Below are 17,355 nucleotides of genomic sequence, written 5' to 3'. Positions count from 1 at the left end.
ACCCCGTGCTGCAACTGCTGATCTACCTGCGATACCTGTTGGTGGCCGGGCAGATGCTCACGGTCGTATTCGTCCTGGAGCGGCTGAACCTGCCGGTGCCGGCGCGGCCGTTGCTGGCGATCTCGGGCGCGCTGCTGGTGTTCAACCTCGCCAGCCATCTGTGGTGGCTGCGCCACCGCGACGCCGGCACCCGCACGCTGGTCCTGCAACTGCTGGTCGACCTGCTCGCGCTGACCGCGTTGCTGTATTACTCCGGCGGACCGGCCAACCCGTTCGTGTCGCTGTACCTGCTGCCGGTGGCGGTCGCGGCGATCGGCCTGGAGATCGCGCCGATGCTCGGCCTGACCGTGTTGACCGCGGCGCTCTACACCTGGCTGCTGCGTCACCACATCCCGTTGCCGCACGTCCACGGCGGCGATTTCCAGCTGCACGTGACCGGCATGTGGGTCAATTTCCTGCTCTCGGCCGGAATCATGGTGGTGGTGCTGAGCCGGTTCATGACCATCGTGCGCGATCAGCGCAGGCGCCTGTCGGAAGCGCGCGAACGCGCGATCCGCGACGAATCGCTGTCGGCGCTCGGTTCGCTCGCGGCCGGCACCGCGCACGAACTCAACACGCCGCTGGCGACGATGAGCCTGCTGGTCGACGACTGGATCGGCAGCGAACAAACCCCGTCGCGCGAAGACATCGAACTGCTGCGTTCGCAACTGAGCCATTGCCGCGATCACGTGCGTGCCCTGGCCGACATGGCGCGCCGCGGCGCGGCCGGCGAGTCCACGGTAGAAGCCGCCGACAGCTTCGTGCATGCCTGCGTGGACCGCTGGCGCCTGTTGCGGCCTAACGCCAGCGCGATCTTCACCCCGGGCGCGGCCGATCGCGCGGTCCGCGTCGACGCCGCGTTGCCGCAGGCGCTGATCAATCTGATCAACAACGCCGCCGACGCCAATGCCGGACGCGGCCACGACGAACCGGTCGAGGTCGCGACCGAAGTCCGCGACGGTTGGCTGATCGTGTCGATTCTCGACCGCGGCGCGGGCCCGGCGCGCATCACCGCGCTGCCACGGCGCGACAGCCAGGGGCCGGGGCTCGGCATCGGCCTGATGATTTCCAAGGCCAGCATCGAACGCAGCCGCGGCCGGGTGCGCCAGGTCGAACGCGAGGGCGGCGGCTGCGTCACCCAGGTCGACTTGCCGCTGGTGGAGACGCCGGCATGAGCCTGCCCGGGACGATGCTGCTGATCGACGACGACCTGGCGTTTTGCCAGGTGCTGGCGCGGCTGTTGCAGCGGCGCGGCATCACCGTGCAGGCGCGTCACGACGCGGCCAGCGCCCTGGCTGCGCTGGAGGAGTTCGACGCCGAGGGCATCGTGCTGGACCTCAAGCTCGGCGCCGACAACGGCCTGCTGCTGATCCGCGATCTGCTCGCGCGCCGTCCGCGGGCGCGGATCGTGCTCGCGACCGGTTACGCGAGCATCGCCACCGCGGTCGATGCGATGCGTCGAGGCGCCTGGAACTATCTGCCCAAGCCGTTCGACATCGATGCGCTCACGCAGGCCTTCGAATCCGCGCCGGAAACGCCGCCGCCGGAGCCGCCGAGCGATCCGCCATCGCTGCGCCGGCAAGGTTGGGAGCACATGCAGCGCGTGCTGGCCGAATGCGGCGGCAACGTCTCGGCGGCGGCGCGGGTGCTCGGCGTGGACCGGCGCACCTTGCAGCGGCGCTTGGCCAAGCGGCCGGTGCGGGAGCGGCCGGGGTAGGGCGGCCGATGTAGGAGTGGCCGTTATAGGGAGTAGTTGGGTATCGATCGATGATCGTTTGACTGCTGGACGGCCGCCCACGCTTAAGCGATGTCCTCCCAAGCTTGAGAGCCCATCGCAGCGGGAGTCCGAAAGGGAACAACACCGGTTGCCGAGTGCTTCTTGCAATTCATGTGAAGAAATGAGGACCGATCCGAACCTGCTCGTTGGCGACGACCATCGGTGCGACGATCACGGCGAACGACATTTATCTTCACGTCTCGCGCATACCATCCAATCGGTCGGCCTCACCCAGCGCCACCGCGTCCGTCTATGCTATTGAGGCACGAGCAACGCAGTTCGATCCGCACACGAGGACCCCATGAAGTACTCAGCGCATTTCGCCTTGATGCTCGCCACGTCGCTGGTGGTAGGCTGTAGCCAAGCTCCGGACAAGGCACCGGACGCGGCTGTGGCCCCTTCTTCGGCCGCTCCGGCCCCGTCTCCCGCCGCTCCGGCAGCCGCAGATCAGCAAGGAAAGCAGCAGATGAGTCCGCTGGAAGGTGTACTGGATCTACTTCTCGCGAAAGACGGTGCGGCCTGGTCGAGGTTCGATCACGCCGCCGGCGTGCAGTGGCGCGATCCCGCGCCGCAGGACAATCCCGATTCCAATTCGCCCGACAACGCGCGCTATCGCAGCGGCAATCTGCTGCTCGCGGGCTTCGGCGTGGTCGAGGTGCCCGACGGCAAGCTCGGCGCCGAGGCCGGCACCAAGCAGGCCAATGAAGGCGAGGTCGGGGTGACCTTGAACGGCAGCGCCGACCAGGTCCGTTCCGTGACTTTGGTCAAGTTCTACGCCAACGAGGACTACCAGCAGGTGCTGCAGCGCCAGTTCGGGCCGGGCGCCACGGTCGAGCCGATCGCGGGCCAATGCGAGCTCGATTACGGCACCACGGCCGAAAACACCCAGGCCAACCAGTTCTTCAAGCTGGGTTTGACAAACGCAAAAATCGTGTATGCTGAAGGCTATGTGGACGACGGTGGCAATCAAGGCCCCGGCACCACGACCTTCGAATTCACCCCCAATCGCCCGACGCAGAAGATCGCCTCGATGCGGTGCAAGGAGTCATAAGACCCAAAGCGGTGCGACACGCGGTCTCCTGGAGACCCACACAACCCAATAACTTCGTCAATCCAAGAGGACAGCGTCATGGCTGATCGACGAGAGAAGGCAGTGGCCACTGCCAACGAGTACGACCAGGGCAATATCGCCGGCTTGGATGCCGCGATGACCCGACGATTGGTTGCTTCCACGGTTATGACCGAGAGCAACGGCGGTGATCTGGCCATCACCAACAAGCAAGGCTATGTAGGACGCTACCAGGCGGGAGCCGGTTGGCTGTCCGATGCCGGCTATGTCGACAAGCACAAGCTCGACGCTGCGATGAAACACGACGGCTTCGACCCCGAGAAAGTGCGCGGGGCGGAGTGGAAGTGGGCGAGCAGCGGCGGCATGTCGCGTTTTCTCCAGGATTCCCACAACTGGAAAGACGGCCTGAGCCTGGACAAGTACAAGGCCTCCGGCGATCTGCAGGACAAGGCCTTCAAGATCAACAGCGACAAGTCCTATCGCCAGGCGATCAAGGACGGCGTGCTGCATGAGGACGACAAGGCCGAAACCGTGGCCGGTTTCCTCAAGGCGCGCCACATCGCCGGCTACGGCGGCGCCAAGGCGGCCGTCACCGGCGGCCGCGCGATCCGCGACGCCAACGGCACCAGCAATTACGACTATCTGCACGACATCACGCGCAACCGCGATGGTCTGAACCAGTACATGACGCGCGATCCGAAGAGCCTCAACCAGGCCCCGGACGACGCCAAACCCACGCCGGCCCGCAGCAACGCGGCCGCCGACGGCGTGATCAAGCATGGCGAACGCGGACAGGACGTGCGCGCGCTGCAGGAAGGCCTCAACAAGCTCGGCTACCGTGATGCGCACGGACGTGCGTTGAGCGCGGACGCCGATTTTGGCGATCGCACCAAGGAAGCGGTGCAGGCGTTCCAGAAGGCCCATGGCTTGAAGGAAGACGGCATCGCCGGCCCGAAGACGCTCGATGCGTTGAAGCAGGCCGAGCGCACGCCGCTGTTGTCGAACCCGGCGCACCCGGATCACGGCATGTTCAAGGGCGCGGTCGAAGGGCTGGAGAAACTCGGCCCGCAGGCGTTCAAGAATCGCGAAGACCTCGAGCGTGCCGCGGGCACGTTGACGTACGAGGCCAAGGTGAGCGGTCTGAGCAAGATCGATCACGTGGTCCCGACCGCCAACGGCACCGGCTTGTTCGCGGTACAGGGCGCCTTGAACGATCCCGGCCATCTTCGTGTCCACGCCAATACGGCGCAGGCGGCGAGCCAGCCGATCGAACAGTCGACCTTCCAGGCCAAGCAGGACGCGCCGCAACAGGCTCAGGCCTCGCAAGAGCCCAAGCCCGGCAAGGTCATCGGCACGTAGCGCGGAACGCTCCGCTGCCTGCGCGCAGCCGATCGTGCCGCCTCGACGTTCGCGTCGCCGCGTGACCTGTCAGCCGTTCGAATCCGTCGTCCGCCTCTTCCCCTGAATCCATCGGGTTTCGATCGCCGCCGCTTACGCGTCGTCGCATGCCCGCACCGCTCGCTCACGTTGTGCCTGGCTTTGAGCTGTTCCGATCACCGTATCCGCGGCGTATGCCGAACCGGTCGAAGCCTCCTCAACCCGCGCGTGCGTCGTTCAAAAAACCGCATAAAACAGGATGTTCTTCATGTCTGAAATCGCCAACATGCTTTCCGCCGCGACGCCGCCGACACCGGGCGAGGTGATCAACGCCATCCACGACATCGCCGGCGACGGCTCGGCCTCCTACGAGATCGAAAACGGCAGCGTGGCCACGTTCTGGTTCGGCCATGCCTTCGAACTCGACGGCGTTGGCTACTACACCGGTTTCGTCGCCGAAACCCCGGAAAAATACAACGATGCGGAAAAGGACGCCGATCCCACGCCGGACACCCAGGTCACCCTGAGCCAGGCGACGTTCTCGTTGGCCGATCCCGGCGCGGCGCGGTCGTGGGCGTTCGAACTGGCCGAGTTCTCGATCGGCACCTTCGGCGCGTTCGAGCGCGGCAACGCGATCGACGAAAAGCGCAAGCCGCAGACCTACAAGACCCCGGACGGCAAGTTCGTGCTCGCGGTGCCGACCTGGTCGCTGAGCGGCGGCGTGCGCGTGGACGCGTACGACCTGTTCGCGTTCGATCCGGCCGACCTGCGCGATCCCAACACGACCCACTGGAGCTACCTGGGCAGCGTCGCCGCCGGCGAAGACAACGGCGCCAGTTGCGACGAAGACGACGACCAGCAGCCGTGCGCGCGCAGTTTCGGCGCGCTGAGTTTCGAACCGCATGGCGAGGACCTGCCGTTGATCCATGTCGCGATGAGCGGCACCCGGATCGTCGCGGCGGGCAAGGTGCGCACGCTCGGCCCGGCCGATGCGCTCGAGTACCGCTACGTGGCGACCGAAAACCAGTATCAGCCCAGCGCGCAGTAAACAAATTCACACCGGCGGGCCGATCCGATCACGGCGGCCCACAAAGACATAGCGGCACTCATAAGGAGATTGAGACATGGCACGCGACTATTCCCGCACCGAAGTCCTGGGCATCATCGAACGCGAAGCGGCCGAGCGGAACATCCCGCGCGACGACTTCATGCGCTTTGCCTACATCGAAACCGGCGGCAGCTTCAACGAACAGGCTTCGCGCGGCGCGGCCGGCGCCAAGGGCCTGTTCCAGTTCGTGCCCTCGACCGCCGACGCCTACGGCATCCGCGGCCGCGAGCTCGATGCGGTCGCCAACACCGACGCCGCCGCGCGCCTGTACCTGGACAACCGCAACACCCTGGTCAACCGCCACGAGCGCGATCATCGCCCGTACCTGTCGGGCAAGCCCGAACCCGATGGCCTGGACATGTACATGGCGCATCAGCAGGGCGGCGCGGGCTATCGCTCGATCCAGTCGGCGATCGCGACCGGTCATTTCTCGCGCGACGACACCCGCGCGAACATCCTCAACAACGTCAGCTCGCGCGATTTCGAGCGCGTGACCGGGCACAAGTACTCCGAGTTCTCGCGCATGTCCGATCGCGACATGGCGACCACCTTCACCCAGTACTGGGACACCAAGTTCGATCGCGTGGCGATTCCGGAAAAGGGCATCGCGCCGGTCACCGATAACCGTCAGCAGACCCCGACCGCGCCGACCCAGACTGCTCCGTCGCAGACGCAGACCACTCCGGCCCAGACGCAAACCCAGCCGCAGACGCAGGCCCAGACCGGCGCCGGCATCTCGCTGACCGCCGCGCACGACCTGAGCGTCAAGTACGACAACGTCAAGTACGCGATGAGCGGCAAGTACCCGGGCGTCGACGGCAAGCATCCCGACCAGGGCTATGTGGATTGCTCGGGCTGGGTCGCGACGATGCAGAACGCGACCATGAACGAGATCAACAAGAAGGCCGGCCGCGAAGTCTTCGGCAAGGAAGACAAGTTCAATCTCGGCAACGACGGCGCGGCGATGATCGTCGACAAGGCGCAGCAGCGTTCGGGCGTGATGATCGAAGGCAAGGCGATCACCCGCGACGTGCTCAAGGAAGGCATGATCATCGGCGAGGACAACGGTCCGAAGAGCTGGGACAAGGGCCGTTTCAAGGGCATCGACCACATCACCATGGTGGTGCGCGATCCCAAGACCAACGAGCTGATGATCAGCCAGTCGCGCGGCGGCGAAGGCGTGGAGCTGTCCTCGCTGGACACCTACCTCAGCCGCAAGCAGGCCAACGGCGTCAAGCTGTACGCCACCGACCCGCTGGCCGAAGCGCGCTCGCTGCTCAAGGACAACCAGCAGACCCAGAGCCAGGACCCGGCCGCCAAGACCGAAGTCAAGAAAGACCCGGCGCCGGCCCGCACCGCCGCGGCGGCGAACGCCGACGGCGTGCTCGAGCGCAACGAGAAGGGCACCGCGGTGCGCGAGTTGCAGGAGTCGTTGAACAAGCTCGGCTACCGCGACGCGCAGGGCAATGCGCTCAAGCCCGACGGCGATTTCGGCAAGCACACCGAGGAGTCGGTGCGTTCGTTCCAGAAGGCGCACGGCCTCACCGTCGACGGCGAAGCCGGCCCGAAGACCCTGGAAGCGCTCAAGAACGCGCAGAAACTGCCGCAGCTGTCCGATGCCAAGCACCCCGATCACGGCATGTACGAAGACGCGTTGAAGGGTCTGGAAAAGCTCGGCGCCAACAGCGGCCTGAAGAACGCCGACGAGCGCCAGCGCGCCGCGGCGAGCATCACCTACGAAGCGCGCCTGGGCGGTCTGGACAAGATCAACCACGTCGTGCCGAACGCCAGCGGCACCGGCTATTTCGCGGTGCAGGGCGAACTGGGCGATCCGGCCAGCAAGCGCGCGCTGGTCGACAAGGCCACCGCGGTGAGCCAGCCGGTGGAGCGTTCGACCCACCAGCTGGCGCAGGACGTGCCGGCGCACAAGCCGCAGGCCGCGCCGGCGCAGGACGCCGAACAGCGTCAGCCGGCCAAGCCGGTGCTGGTCTGATCGCGCTGTGATCAAGTCCCGCGCGTCGAGACCGGCGCGCGGGCACGGGTTGGGGATGGCGCGTCCGCCGGGCAATCCGGCGGGCGCGTCATCCCGACATCGGGATGGTTCCGCAACCTGCGTCGCAAAGGTTTTATGTTGTTTGGTTATTAATGTTCGATGGTCTGGATTTTCTGCCGTGATGAATTGCTCTGATGAATAAGCGCCACCGCATGTCCCTGATCGTCGTGTGCATGGCATCGCTGGCGCTGGCCGCCTGCGATTCGTCCTCGCACGGCGATGCCGCGCCGGTGGCGCCGGCAGCAACGGGCGCGACTACGGCGAGCCCGGCGGCGCCGGCGCCGAGCGCGAGCGCAGCGGCCACCGAAACGGTCATTCCGGCGGGTTTTTCCTCGTATGCCAGCGAATCGATCGGCGACGGCAGGCAGTGCGTGGTCGGCGCGGCGGTGGACGAGGACGGCATGAATCAAAAACCGGTCGTCTACATCGAACAGACCTCGGGCAAGCCGGTGTGGACGCGCGTTCTGGAATTGCCGAAAGACACGTACCAAAGCCGCGCGACCCATTGCCTGCACCAGGACAACGCCTTGTACGTGTTGCTGCAATCGGACACCCAGCCGCAGCAGTCGCTGTCGCAGACCTTGTTGCGGGTGGTCGAGCTGGATGCGGGCAACGGCGCGCTGCGCGGCGGCGCCGATGTGACGGTGCCGGGCGTGCAGGGCGCGTACTCGGCACTGGTCGGCGAAGGCGCGCAGCACCTGCGCTGGAGCGATGGTCAGCTGGTCGTGGCCGGGCAGTACTTCCTGCTCGACGCGCCGGACCAGCGCACCGATTTCCAGGCGCAGCTCAAGGCCGATCTTGGCCGGTAAGGCGAACGACTCATGATCCGACGGAAGCTCAAATCGATGAAGCGCAATCAGTTGCTGTTGTTGTCCGTGTTGTTCGGCTCGTTGGCGCTGGCCGGCTGCGATGTCGCGTCCAAGAGTTCGCAGGCGGCGCCGGCGACTGCGGCCGCCGCGCCCGTGGCGACGGCACCGGCAGCAGCGCCGGCGAAAGCCGCGATCGCCTGCCCGTCGCAGGACTTCGATGCCTTCCTCAAGGCCTTCGCCGACGACGTCGAGGTGCAGAAGGCGCATACCCAGCGGCCGCTGCAAAGCGACAGCGTCGATCCCAACGCCGATCCCGAGCCCAAGCAGGTGACCGCGATGCTCGACGGCGATGCGCTGCAATTCCCGGTCATGCCGAACAGCCAGACCCAGAAGAACGACGGCTTGGTCCTGAGTCAGACCGAAGTGAACGGCGACAAGCAAGTGATGCTGGCCAAGCCCGACACCGACTATCAGCTGTCGTTCTTCTTCCGCAAGGGCGAGTGCTGGACGCTGTACCGCAAGCGCGACGATTCGCTTTAAGCGCAGGAGACGCCGATATGTCGTACCAGGACATCATGAACGTGATTCTGCCGCCGCAGCAGGGGCGTTCGTCGCACATCACCGGCCACTACGGCGAGCGTCGCGACAGCGGCCCGCACGGCGGTTCGGATTTCAATTACGTCGGCGGCCAGGCCGAGGTCAATCTCGAACATCCCTCGATCCATTCGCCGGTCGCGGGCACGGTCGAATTCGTCGGTGGCCGTTACGGCACGATTTCGATCCGCGACGCCGAAGGCAATCGCCATCAACTGCTGCACACGCAGAGCCAGTCGGTGGTCGAAGGCCAGCGCATCGAGGCCGGCGCGGTGATCGGCACGATGGGCGGGCGCGGCCCGAACGGCGAGGCGCAATACGCCCAGCACGTGCATTACCAGATGAAGGACCCGCAAGGGCGCAACCTCAATCCGGAAGAGTTCTGGAACCAGCGCCAGACCACCGGCGCGCGTAGCGCGACTGCGGCCGGCGCCGAGCAGCACAAGCCCAACGACGGCGTCATGCATCCCGGCGAACGCGGCCAGGACGTGCGCGCGTTGCAGGAAGGCTTGAACCGGCTCGGTTATCGCGACGGCGAAGGCAAGGCGCTGAGCGCCGACGGCGATTTCGGCGAGCGCACGCGCCAGGCGGTGCAAGCGTTCCAGCGCGAACACGGGCTCAAGGACGACGGCGTGGCCGGTCCGAAGACGCTGGACGCGATGAAGCACGCGACCCCGCGCCAGGACGATCAGGGCAAGTTGCTGTCGAGCCCGAACCATCCCGATCACGCCCTGTACAAGCAGGCGGTCGACGGGCTGGAGAAGCTCGGGTCGCAGGCCGGATTCCGCGATCACGCGCAGCTCGAGCGCGCCGCCGGCACCTTGACCTACGAAGCGCGCATGAGCGGCCTGAACCGCATCGATCACGTCGTGCCGAGCGTCAACGGCAGCGGCCTGTTCGCGGTCCAGGGCGGCCTCAACGACCCGGCGCACCAGCGCGTGTTCGCCAACAAAGATCAGGCGATGAGCCAGTCGATCGAGCAGTCCTCGCAGAAATTGCAGCAGGACACGCCGAAGCTGGCCCAGTCGCAGCAACAGCAGCAGGAACAACAGCAGGCGCAGCAGCAGGCGTCGCCGAAGATGAGCCTGATTTGATGAGTTCGGTTTGACGAGTTCGTTCTGAGTTTGGAACCGGCGCGATCGAAGGATCGGGCCGGACGGCAGGGAGAGCGGCGCACGGATGCGTCGCGGCGACAGATTCTGGAGGCCTCGGCGCGGTCCGCTTCAACGTGACGCCCGATGTGGATGCACGCAGCAACGAGTTCGGTTTGGAACCGACTCCGATCGCAAGATCGGATCGGACGGCAAGGAACGCGGCGCACGGATGCGTCGCAGCACCCATTCAGCGGGCGGCGGCGCGGTACGCGCCGTTGCTTGATCGACAGCAGGATCGACCGGCATGGCGAGGGATGTCGCTGCCGGCGAGCCTGGTCGGAGTTGCAGGAACCGGCGCGATCGAAGGATCGCAGCGGACGGCAAGGAAAGCGGCGCACGGATGCGTCGCGGCACTAATTCAGCGGGCGGCAGCGCGGTACGCGCCGTTGCTTGATCGACAGCAGGTTCGAGCGGCATGGCGAGGGATGTCGCTGCCGGCGAGCCTGGACGGAGTTGCAGGAACCGGCGCGATCGAAGGATCGCGGCGGACGGCAAGGAAAGCGGCGCACGGATGCGTCGCGGCACTAATTCAGGAGGCGGCGGCGCACACGGCGCCGACGCTTCGACAGCTGGTCCGTGCCGGCGCCCGCAACCATCGGTGGAGGCGGTCGTCCGGTTCGGCTTGAGGGCTTCGCAGGCCAGGGACGGCTTGGCAGTCGCTGCGGAGTCCTGGACAGGGATGTCGCTGCTCCTCCCGCAAGGGCGGGGTGGGCACGGCAGGCTCGATCGCTAGGGAGATCGAGCCTGCCGCTGCCGCTTTGCCGTCGCTTCGGCGATGGCCGGCGGCGCCGGGCGTGGGTCGGGCCGGCTCGTATGGGCTCGGGTCGGCGCGCGTGCAATGGGACCGGCGGTAATGCGCCAGCGGATAAACGGATATATACAGGTCGATGAGACCGGCAGGCGTGGCGGACACGCGGCCGGCGTCGCCCACGAAACCAGCGGAGGGTCGCAGCGATGAACGCCAATCCACCCGATCAGCATCTGGGCATCGGCACCGGGGCCACCAGCCAGACACTGGACGACATGCGCCGCGGCGAGCAGCGCAATCTGCTCAGCAGCCCGAGCCACCCGCAGCACGATCTGTTTTCGCAAACGCGCGTGTGCCTGGACAAGCAGGAGATGGCGCGTCAGTACAGCAGCGGCGAACGCGACAACCTCGCCGCCGCGCTGGCGCTGGAAGCCGCGCGCGGCAATCACGGCGTGGACCATGTCGTATTCAGCAAGGACGGCGCGCGCGCGTTCGCGGTCGAGGGCGACCCCGATTCGCCGAGCCGGCGCATGAGCTATGTCGACGCCAATCAGGCGGCGAGCCAGTCGATGCAGCGCAGCAGCGAGCAGTTCGCCCAGCTCAATCGCGAGCAGGACCTGCTCGAACGCCAGCGCGAACAGCAACAGCGCCAGGGCGGGCCGCAGGCGCAGCAGCAGGGCGAGCGCAACGAACGCGAGCAATCCGCGCCGGCGCGCAGCCTGTTCAAGGACAAGGACTGACACCCGCCGCGTGCCCGCAGGCAGGCACACGGCCCAGGAGAGCGCAATGAACGAGTACCAGCACCACGTACTGACCCGCGGCCGCTACCAGATCGTGGCCCTGACCGACGACGCGTCCTTCGATCCCAACGACATCTACGCCTACGCGGTGATGTCGTCCTCGGGGGTCAAAATGCGCCAGGAACTGACCCTCAGCGACGCCCGGATCTGGCTCGACGACTGGATTGTCAGAGAAATGGCCTCCAGCGGCGGCGCTGGCCCGGATATGATGGCGCCATCGCGCCCGGCGGAGTCTTCCGGGCTCCGGGCAGGCCGGAAGCGACGCTGACCGACAGCGGGTTCGGGGACACAAGCAGGAAACAAACGTGAAAGGGAAAGCGATTTTCGCCCTGGTGGCGCTGGTATTGGTGGCTGTCGCGGGGACGTATCTGTCGGGATACCTGACGTTGATGTTGATGAAGATCGACACCGGGGCGTTGAAGTGGAACACCTACCTCGACTACCTCAAGGTGCTCGACGTTCCCCAGTACAAGCCCTATGCCGGCAAGATCAAGGCCGGCGGCTTCATCGGCTACGGCCTGCTGGTGGCGGCCTACCTCGGCCTGCTGTACCTGATGTTCAAACCGGCCAAGAAGTCGATCCACGGCGATGCGCGCTTCGCCAACGGCGGCGACCTGAGCAAGAAGGACATGTTCAAGTCGACCCCGACCAGCATCGTGGTCGGCAAGTACAACGGCCAGCTGGTCCAGCTCAGCGGCCAGCAGTTCGTGATCCTCGCCGCGCCGACCCGCTCGGGCAAGGGCGTGGGCATCGTGATCCCGAACCTGCTCAACTACCAAGGCTCGATGGTGGTGCTGGACATCAAGCAGGAAAACTTCGACCTGACCAGCGGCTGGCGTTCGCAGCAGGGCCAGGAGATCTTCCTGTTCAACCCCTTCGCCGAAGACCGCCGCACCCATCGCTGGAACCCGCTGACCTACGTCTCGGCCGATCCGGCGTTCCGCGTGTCGGACCTGATGAGCATCGCCGCGATGCTGTATCCGGACGGTTCGGACGATCAGAAGTTCTGGGTCAGCCAGGCCCGCAACGCCTTCATGGCGTTCACCTTGTACCTGTTCGAAGCCTACGACGACGCCAACAAGGTCGGCTTCCCGTTCGGCACGATCCCGACCCTCGGCGCGGTCTACCGCCTGTCCTCGGGCGACGGCAAGAGCGAACTCAAGCCCTTCCTCAAGGGCCTGTCGGAGCGTCCCTTCCTCAGCTCCAACGCGCGCTCGGCGTTCGCCAACATGCTGTCGCAGGCCGATGAAACCTTCGCCTCGATCCTGGGCACGTTCAAGGAACCGCTGAACCCCTGGATCAACCCGGTGCTGGACGCGGCCACCGCGACCGACGATTTCCTGCTGACCGACCTGCGCAAGAAGAAGATGACGATCTACGTCGGCATCCAGCCCAACAAGCTGGCCGAGAGCCGATTGATCATCAACCTGTTCTTCAGCCAGATCATCAACCTCAACACCCGCGAGCTGCCGCAGAACAACCCCGAGCTCAAGTTCCAGTGCCTGCTGCTGATGGACGAATTCACCTCCATCGGCAAGGTCGACATCATCGCCTCGGCGGTGTCGTACATGGCCGGCTACAACATCCGCCTGCTGCCGATCATCCAGAGCATGTCGCAGCTCGACGCGACCTACGGCAAGGACATCTCGCGCACCATCATCACCAACCACGCGCTGCAGATCATCTACGCGCCGCGCGAGCAGCAGGACGCCAACGACTACTCCGACATGCTCGGCTACACCACCGTGCGCAAGGAAAACATCACCCGCGGCAAGGACATCTCGCGCAGCGAGTCCGAGGAGCGCCGCGCGCTGATGCTGCCGCAGGAACTCAAGGCGATGGGCTTCGACACCGAAGTGTTCCTGTACGAAGGCATCCCGCACCCGGTCAAGTGCGACAAGATCAAGTACTACCAGGACAAGATGTTCACCCAGCGGCTGTTGCCGAAGGTGACGGTGCCGATGTTGGACCTGAAGGTCTGATCGGCGCGATGGTTTGACTCCACACGCCGCCGCGATGGCTCATCGCGGCGGCGTTTTGGTTTGGGGATCAAAGAAATGTTTTCGCCGGCGCCGGCGCTCGCGGCCGGACCGACGCACAGGCACGACCCATGACCCAGCAATGGCCCGACCAAGTCCTATTCGAAGGCGTGTCCTGCGACCTGGTCTGCCGGGCCGGCGGCGAGTTGTTCGATCCGCGCGCGCATGGCTTGAATCCCGGCGAGTGGTGCACCGCGCTCAATCGCGGATGGCGCGCGCACTATCGGGTCGAGCAGCGCCTGTTTCTCGATGAATTGCTGCTGCACCACGAAACGCCGGGCTTCACCGCGAAGCAGCACGACCGCATGCGCGGGCCACCGATCAATGGCGTGCAAGCGCAGGCCTATCCGCGCGGCGGCGGCAACAGTCATTACCTGGGGCTGGCCTTGCCGATCGCGTTCGGCGGCGGGCTGCTGATCGGCGATGGCGATGCGATCGAACGCTTCCAGCGCGGATCTCCGCCGGCCTGGGCGTATCTGCGCTTGCGCGAACTGGTGTTTGTCGACGGCGAGTTGATCGAAGCGGTCGACCATTCGGCGATCGCCGCCGGCTTGCGCGATCGCGACCGCCGATGCCGCGATGCCGACCGGGTGCTGGGCTATCCGGCGGGGCAGCAATGGCGCGAGGCGTTCTGTTATGACTACGGGTTCTGAGCACAGCACGACGACGCGCGTTTTTTGGACAGGCGACCTGATCCATCGCCTCGGCCGCGCGGCATAATGCAGACTGCACGTACGTCAGGCCGAACCGCCATGAAAGATCTGCGCATTTCCTTGGTCCAGGGCGCGACCCGCTGGCACGACCCGGCCGGCAATCGCGAGTATTACGGTCATCTGCTCGCCTCGCTGCGCGGCATCACCGACCTGGTGCTGCTGCCGGAAACCTTCACCAGCGGTTTCAGCAACGAGGCCATCGGCAACGCCGAAACCATGGACGGGCCGACCGTGGCCTGGATCCGCGAGCAGTCCGCCCAGCTCGGCGCCGCGGTGACCGGCAGCGTGCAACTGCGCACCGACGAGGGCGTGTTCAACCGGTTGCTGTTCGCCACGCCCGACGGCGGCCTGCAGACCTACGACAAGCGCCACCTGTTCCGCTACGCCAAGGAACACGAGCGCTATGCCGCCGGCCGCGATCGCCTGACCGTGGAATGGAAGGGCTGGCGGATCTGTCCGATGGTCTGCTACGACCTGCGGTTTCCGGTGTTTTCGCGCAACCGTTTCGATGTCGAGCGCCCCGGCGCGCTGGATTTCGACTTGCTGCTGTACGTGGCCAACTGGCCGTCGGCGCGCGCGTATCCGTGGAAGACCCTGCTGCGCGCGCGCGCGATCGAAAACCTGTGCTACGTCGCCGGCCTCAACCGCGTCGGCGACGACGGCAACGGTCTGCACTACGCCGGCGACAGCGCGGTGATCGATTTCCTCGGCCATCCGGTGAGCGAATGCACCGACGAGGAAGTCGTGGTCACCACCACCTTGCAGGCCGCCGAACTGGCCGCGCATCGCGAACGCTTCCCGGCGATGCTGGATGGGGATCGGTTCGAGCTGGCCTGAGCGTCGATTGGCTCGCACGCACGCGCGCCCGAGAGGTCTTTTGTGGGAGGGGCTTGAGCCCCGACGCTCTTGGCTCAATTCGCGAAATGCCTCATTGATCTCTTTTCGAGCCGCGCTTTCGCCACGAGCCGCATCTCGCCGAAGCCTGCTGTAGGAGCGCCGCAAGTCGCGACCGCGACATCACGGTTACGTCGTCAGCGCGATGTCGCGGTCGCGACTCGCGGCGCTCCTACAACCAGCCTCCCGATCAATTGACCCGATCGTGAACCTGCAACCCCTGCGCCGCATCGGCGGCGTCGTAGCGCACGGTGACGTTGCGGCTGGGTTCGCCGCCACGCGCCGGCCGCACCAGGGTGACGCGCACGGAGCCGTCGGGCTGGTCTTCGCGCTTCAACCCTTCCAGCAGTTCCAGGCAGGAGGCGATCCGGTAGGTGTCGTTCTTACGAACCTCCAGCTTGTCGTTCAACGCCAGCCAGATCAGGTCGGTTTCCACGCCCTTGCCGCAAGCACCGTCGGCCGGACCGGTGCCGCTGCGCGAGTCGACCGAGAGCAGGATGTAGCGCTCCTGACCCGGACCGGAATCGGCGATCAGCGACTGGCCCTGGATCGGTCCCTTGATCGAGGCGACCTTCCACAGCAGCAAAGGCTTGCGCTGCGAGCCGACAATCGCGACCACGTCGCGGTTGCGCGAGTCGGGTTGCAGGCTCAGGCCCTTGGCCGGTTCGGCGGCCTGGGCGATGGACAGGCCCGCGAACAGGCAGGCGGACAGGACGAAACAGCTGGGCGCGGTGAGAGTCTTCATCCGCCGAATGTACGCCGTCCCCGGGCCGCGCGCGCAGGCCACCGCCAGAACGACGCATCGCCGCCAAGTTTCGATTGCGGTTCGTGCCCGTGAAGGCTTGGGGCCGGATTTGTTCCGGTCCCCGCGAAGGCGACGAGGCGGATTTCACCGCCGCGGCGCGTCGATGCGAAACGTCGCGAATGCCAGGGCCGCGATACCCGCCTCAATACGTCTCCGACGAGCGTGGCGCACGCGCCGGCTCGTCGCCTTCGCGCGAGCCGCGCTTGTGGAAATACACCTGCTCGGCGGCCCAGCGCAGCGGCGCGGAGTGCAGCAGCAGGTCGAACGGCCAGTCGAACTGGAACCGGTCGAAGGCCCAGCGCAAGGCGCGCTTGCGGCGGAAACGCGGCGCGGTGTCGCGGGCGACGATTTCCGGCGCCGGCCCGTGGCCGAGCGCGTGCAGCGCGATCGCCTGGCCCAGGGTTTCGCCGTGCGCCCAGGCCGAGTGGATGCCGCCGGCGGTGACCGGCGAGACGATGCCGGCCGCGTCGCCGGTCAGCATCACCCCGTCGCGCGCGAGTGGAAACACCGGGCCACCGCAGGGGATCAGGCCGGCGCGGGTCGCGCTCGGACGCAGTTGCGGGTCCAGCCCGACCGCGGCGCCGACGCGCGCGAGGAAGCCGTCGATATCGGGCACCCGCGCGCGCTCGGGATCGTGGCGCAGCGCCAGGCCCGCCTGCACGCCGGTCGGGTTCTGCGCGATCCAGCCGATGTAGCCGGGCGCGTAGCGCTTGCTGACGAAGCAGTGCAGGGCGCCGGATTCGGGCAGCGATAGGCCGGGAAATTCGTACTCGATGCCGTAGAGGAATTCGCGCGTGCGGCCCAGCCCGGCGCGCTCGGCGACGCGCGACTTGGCGCCGTCGGCGCCGACCAGGAAGCGGCAGCGGCCGACGCCTTCGACCCGCCAGCCGTCGCCGTCGCGTTCGGCCTGATTGAACGACGCGCCCAGGCGCAGGTCGACGCCGTGGCGGACCAGTTCCTGCGCCAGCCAGCGCATCAGCCGCGGGGTGTCGGTGGTGAGGAAGTAATAGCCCGGCGCGCTTAGCGCCATGCTGCGCAGGTTCGGCGAGTACAGACGCACGCGTTCGACCCGATGCACGCAACCGGCCGGCGCGCGGCTCAGCCAGGTCTGCTCGGCGGCCTCCTTGACCACGATGCCGGTGGTGCGCAGCTTGTCGCCGGGATCGCGTTTGCGTTCGAGCACGACCACGCGCAGCCCCGCGCGCGCCGCGGCCAGGGCGCAGGCGGCACCGGCGAAACTGGCGCCGACGACGACCAGATCGCAATCGTAACGGCCGGTATCGGAGTTCATGGGCGCACCTTGTCGTGGGAGTTGCGACGCAGTGTGGGAGGGGAGTACGAAGCGCGTATGGGGGCTGTGTGAAGTGTATGGCGGG

General features: G+C 66.4%; 16 protein-coding genes. 14 read left to right on the top strand and 2 right to left on the bottom strand.

All coding sequences use genetic code 11. The annotated features are described in order from the left end of the window. The first annotated feature begins 5 nt into the window (after positions 1 to 5). From KME82_RS14105 to KME82_RS14040, 14 genes are all read left to right on the top strand, one after another. Entirely contained in the window at positions 6 to 1,214 is a 1,209-nt protein-coding gene (locus KME82_RS14105) for an ATP-binding protein (RefSeq protein WP_215494615.1), read from the top strand. Next, positions 1,211 to 1,756 (top strand): response regulator transcription factor, encoded by a 546-nt coding sequence (locus KME82_RS14100; protein ID WP_215494614.1) that lies wholly within the window; start codon positions 1,211 to 1,213, stop codon positions 1,754 to 1,756. The genes KME82_RS14105 and KME82_RS14100 overlap by 4 nt, the downstream gene beginning before the upstream one ends. A gap of 361 nt (positions 1,757 to 2,117) precedes the next feature. After that, positions 2,118 to 2,867 carry a hypothetical protein gene (locus tag KME82_RS14095; RefSeq protein WP_215494613.1) on the top strand — a complete coding sequence of 250 codons (750 nt, stop codon included), beginning with the start codon at positions 2,118 to 2,120 and terminating at the stop codon, positions 2,865 to 2,867. Positions 2,868 to 2,945: 78 nt separating this feature from the next. Beyond that, on the top strand, positions 2,946 to 4,244 hold the full coding sequence (locus KME82_RS14090) for a peptidoglycan-binding domain-containing protein (protein ID WP_252255325.1): 1,299 nt from the start codon (positions 2,946 to 2,948) through the stop codon (positions 4,242 to 4,244). A gap of 286 nt (positions 4,245 to 4,530) precedes the next feature. Beyond that, positions 4,531 to 5,310 carry a hypothetical protein gene (locus KME82_RS14085; protein ID WP_215494612.1) on the top strand — a complete coding sequence of 260 codons (780 nt, stop codon included), beginning with the start codon at positions 4,531 to 4,533 and terminating at the stop codon, positions 5,308 to 5,310. A 76-nt stretch (positions 5,311 to 5,386) separates the two neighbouring features. Then, a complete protein-coding gene (locus KME82_RS14080) occupies positions 5,387 to 7,363 on the top strand; it encodes a peptidoglycan-binding protein (protein ID WP_215494611.1) in 1,977 nt (658 codons plus the stop codon). A 194-nt stretch (positions 7,364 to 7,557) separates the two neighbouring features. Next, complete coding sequence (locus KME82_RS14075) at positions 7,558 to 8,232, top strand: hypothetical protein (RefSeq protein ID WP_215494610.1); 675 nt, start codon at positions 7,558 to 7,560, stop codon at positions 8,230 to 8,232. Positions 8,233 to 8,268: 36 nt separating this feature from the next. Then, a complete protein-coding gene (locus KME82_RS14070) occupies positions 8,269 to 8,772 on the top strand; it encodes a hypothetical protein (protein ID WP_215494609.1) in 504 nt (167 codons plus the stop codon). 17 nt (positions 8,773 to 8,789) lie between these two features. Further along, the gene (locus KME82_RS14065) at positions 8,790 to 9,920 is read left to right on the top strand and encodes an XVIPCD domain-containing protein (protein WP_215494608.1); all 1,131 of its coding nucleotides are present in this window, start codon (positions 8,790 to 8,792) and stop codon (positions 9,918 to 9,920) included. Between the two features lie 1,014 nt (positions 9,921 to 10,934). Then, positions 10,935 to 11,468, top strand: a complete 534-nt coding sequence (locus KME82_RS14060; protein ID WP_215494607.1) for an XVIPCD domain-containing protein — start codon at positions 10,935 to 10,937, stop codon at positions 11,466 to 11,468. Between the two features lie 46 nt (positions 11,469 to 11,514). Then, positions 11,515 to 11,796: a hypothetical protein gene (locus tag KME82_RS14055; protein ID WP_215494606.1), complete on the top strand. Its 282-nt coding sequence runs from the start codon at positions 11,515 to 11,517 to the stop codon at positions 11,794 to 11,796. 37 nt (positions 11,797 to 11,833) lie between these two features. Next, positions 11,834 to 13,510: a type IV secretory system conjugative DNA transfer family protein gene (locus KME82_RS14050; RefSeq protein WP_252255322.1), complete on the top strand. Its 1,677-nt coding sequence runs from the start codon at positions 11,834 to 11,836 to the stop codon at positions 13,508 to 13,510. A 128-nt stretch (positions 13,511 to 13,638) separates the two neighbouring features. Further along, entirely contained in the window at positions 13,639 to 14,220 is a 582-nt protein-coding gene (locus tag KME82_RS14045; RefSeq protein WP_215494605.1) for a hypothetical protein, read from the top strand. Between the two features lie 99 nt (positions 14,221 to 14,319). Then, a complete protein-coding gene (locus tag KME82_RS14040; RefSeq protein ID WP_215494604.1) occupies positions 14,320 to 15,117 on the top strand; it encodes an amidohydrolase in 798 nt (265 codons plus the stop codon). A gap of 247 nt (positions 15,118 to 15,364) precedes the next feature. On the opposite strand, the gene KME82_RS14035 is transcribed toward KME82_RS14040, so the two are convergent. Both KME82_RS14035 and KME82_RS14030 read right to left on the bottom strand, forming a co-directional pair. Continuing rightward, a complete protein-coding gene (locus KME82_RS14035; protein ID WP_215494603.1) occupies positions 15,365 to 15,919 on the bottom strand; it encodes a hypothetical protein in 555 nt (184 codons plus the stop codon). A 202-nt stretch (positions 15,920 to 16,121) separates the two neighbouring features. After that, entirely contained in the window at positions 16,122 to 17,270 is a 1,149-nt protein-coding gene (locus KME82_RS14030; RefSeq protein WP_215494602.1) for an NAD(P)/FAD-dependent oxidoreductase, read from the bottom strand. Positions 17,271 to 17,355: the final 85 nt, after the last annotated feature.

Origin of the sequence: Lysobacter capsici (genome assembly GCF_018732085.1) — a bacterium.
Taxonomy (GTDB): Bacteria; Pseudomonadota; Gammaproteobacteria; order Xanthomonadales; family Xanthomonadaceae; genus Lysobacter; species Lysobacter capsici_A.
The sequence above is the reverse complement of the archived record's forward strand: the minus strand, read 5'-3'. Positions and strand labels throughout refer to the sequence as shown.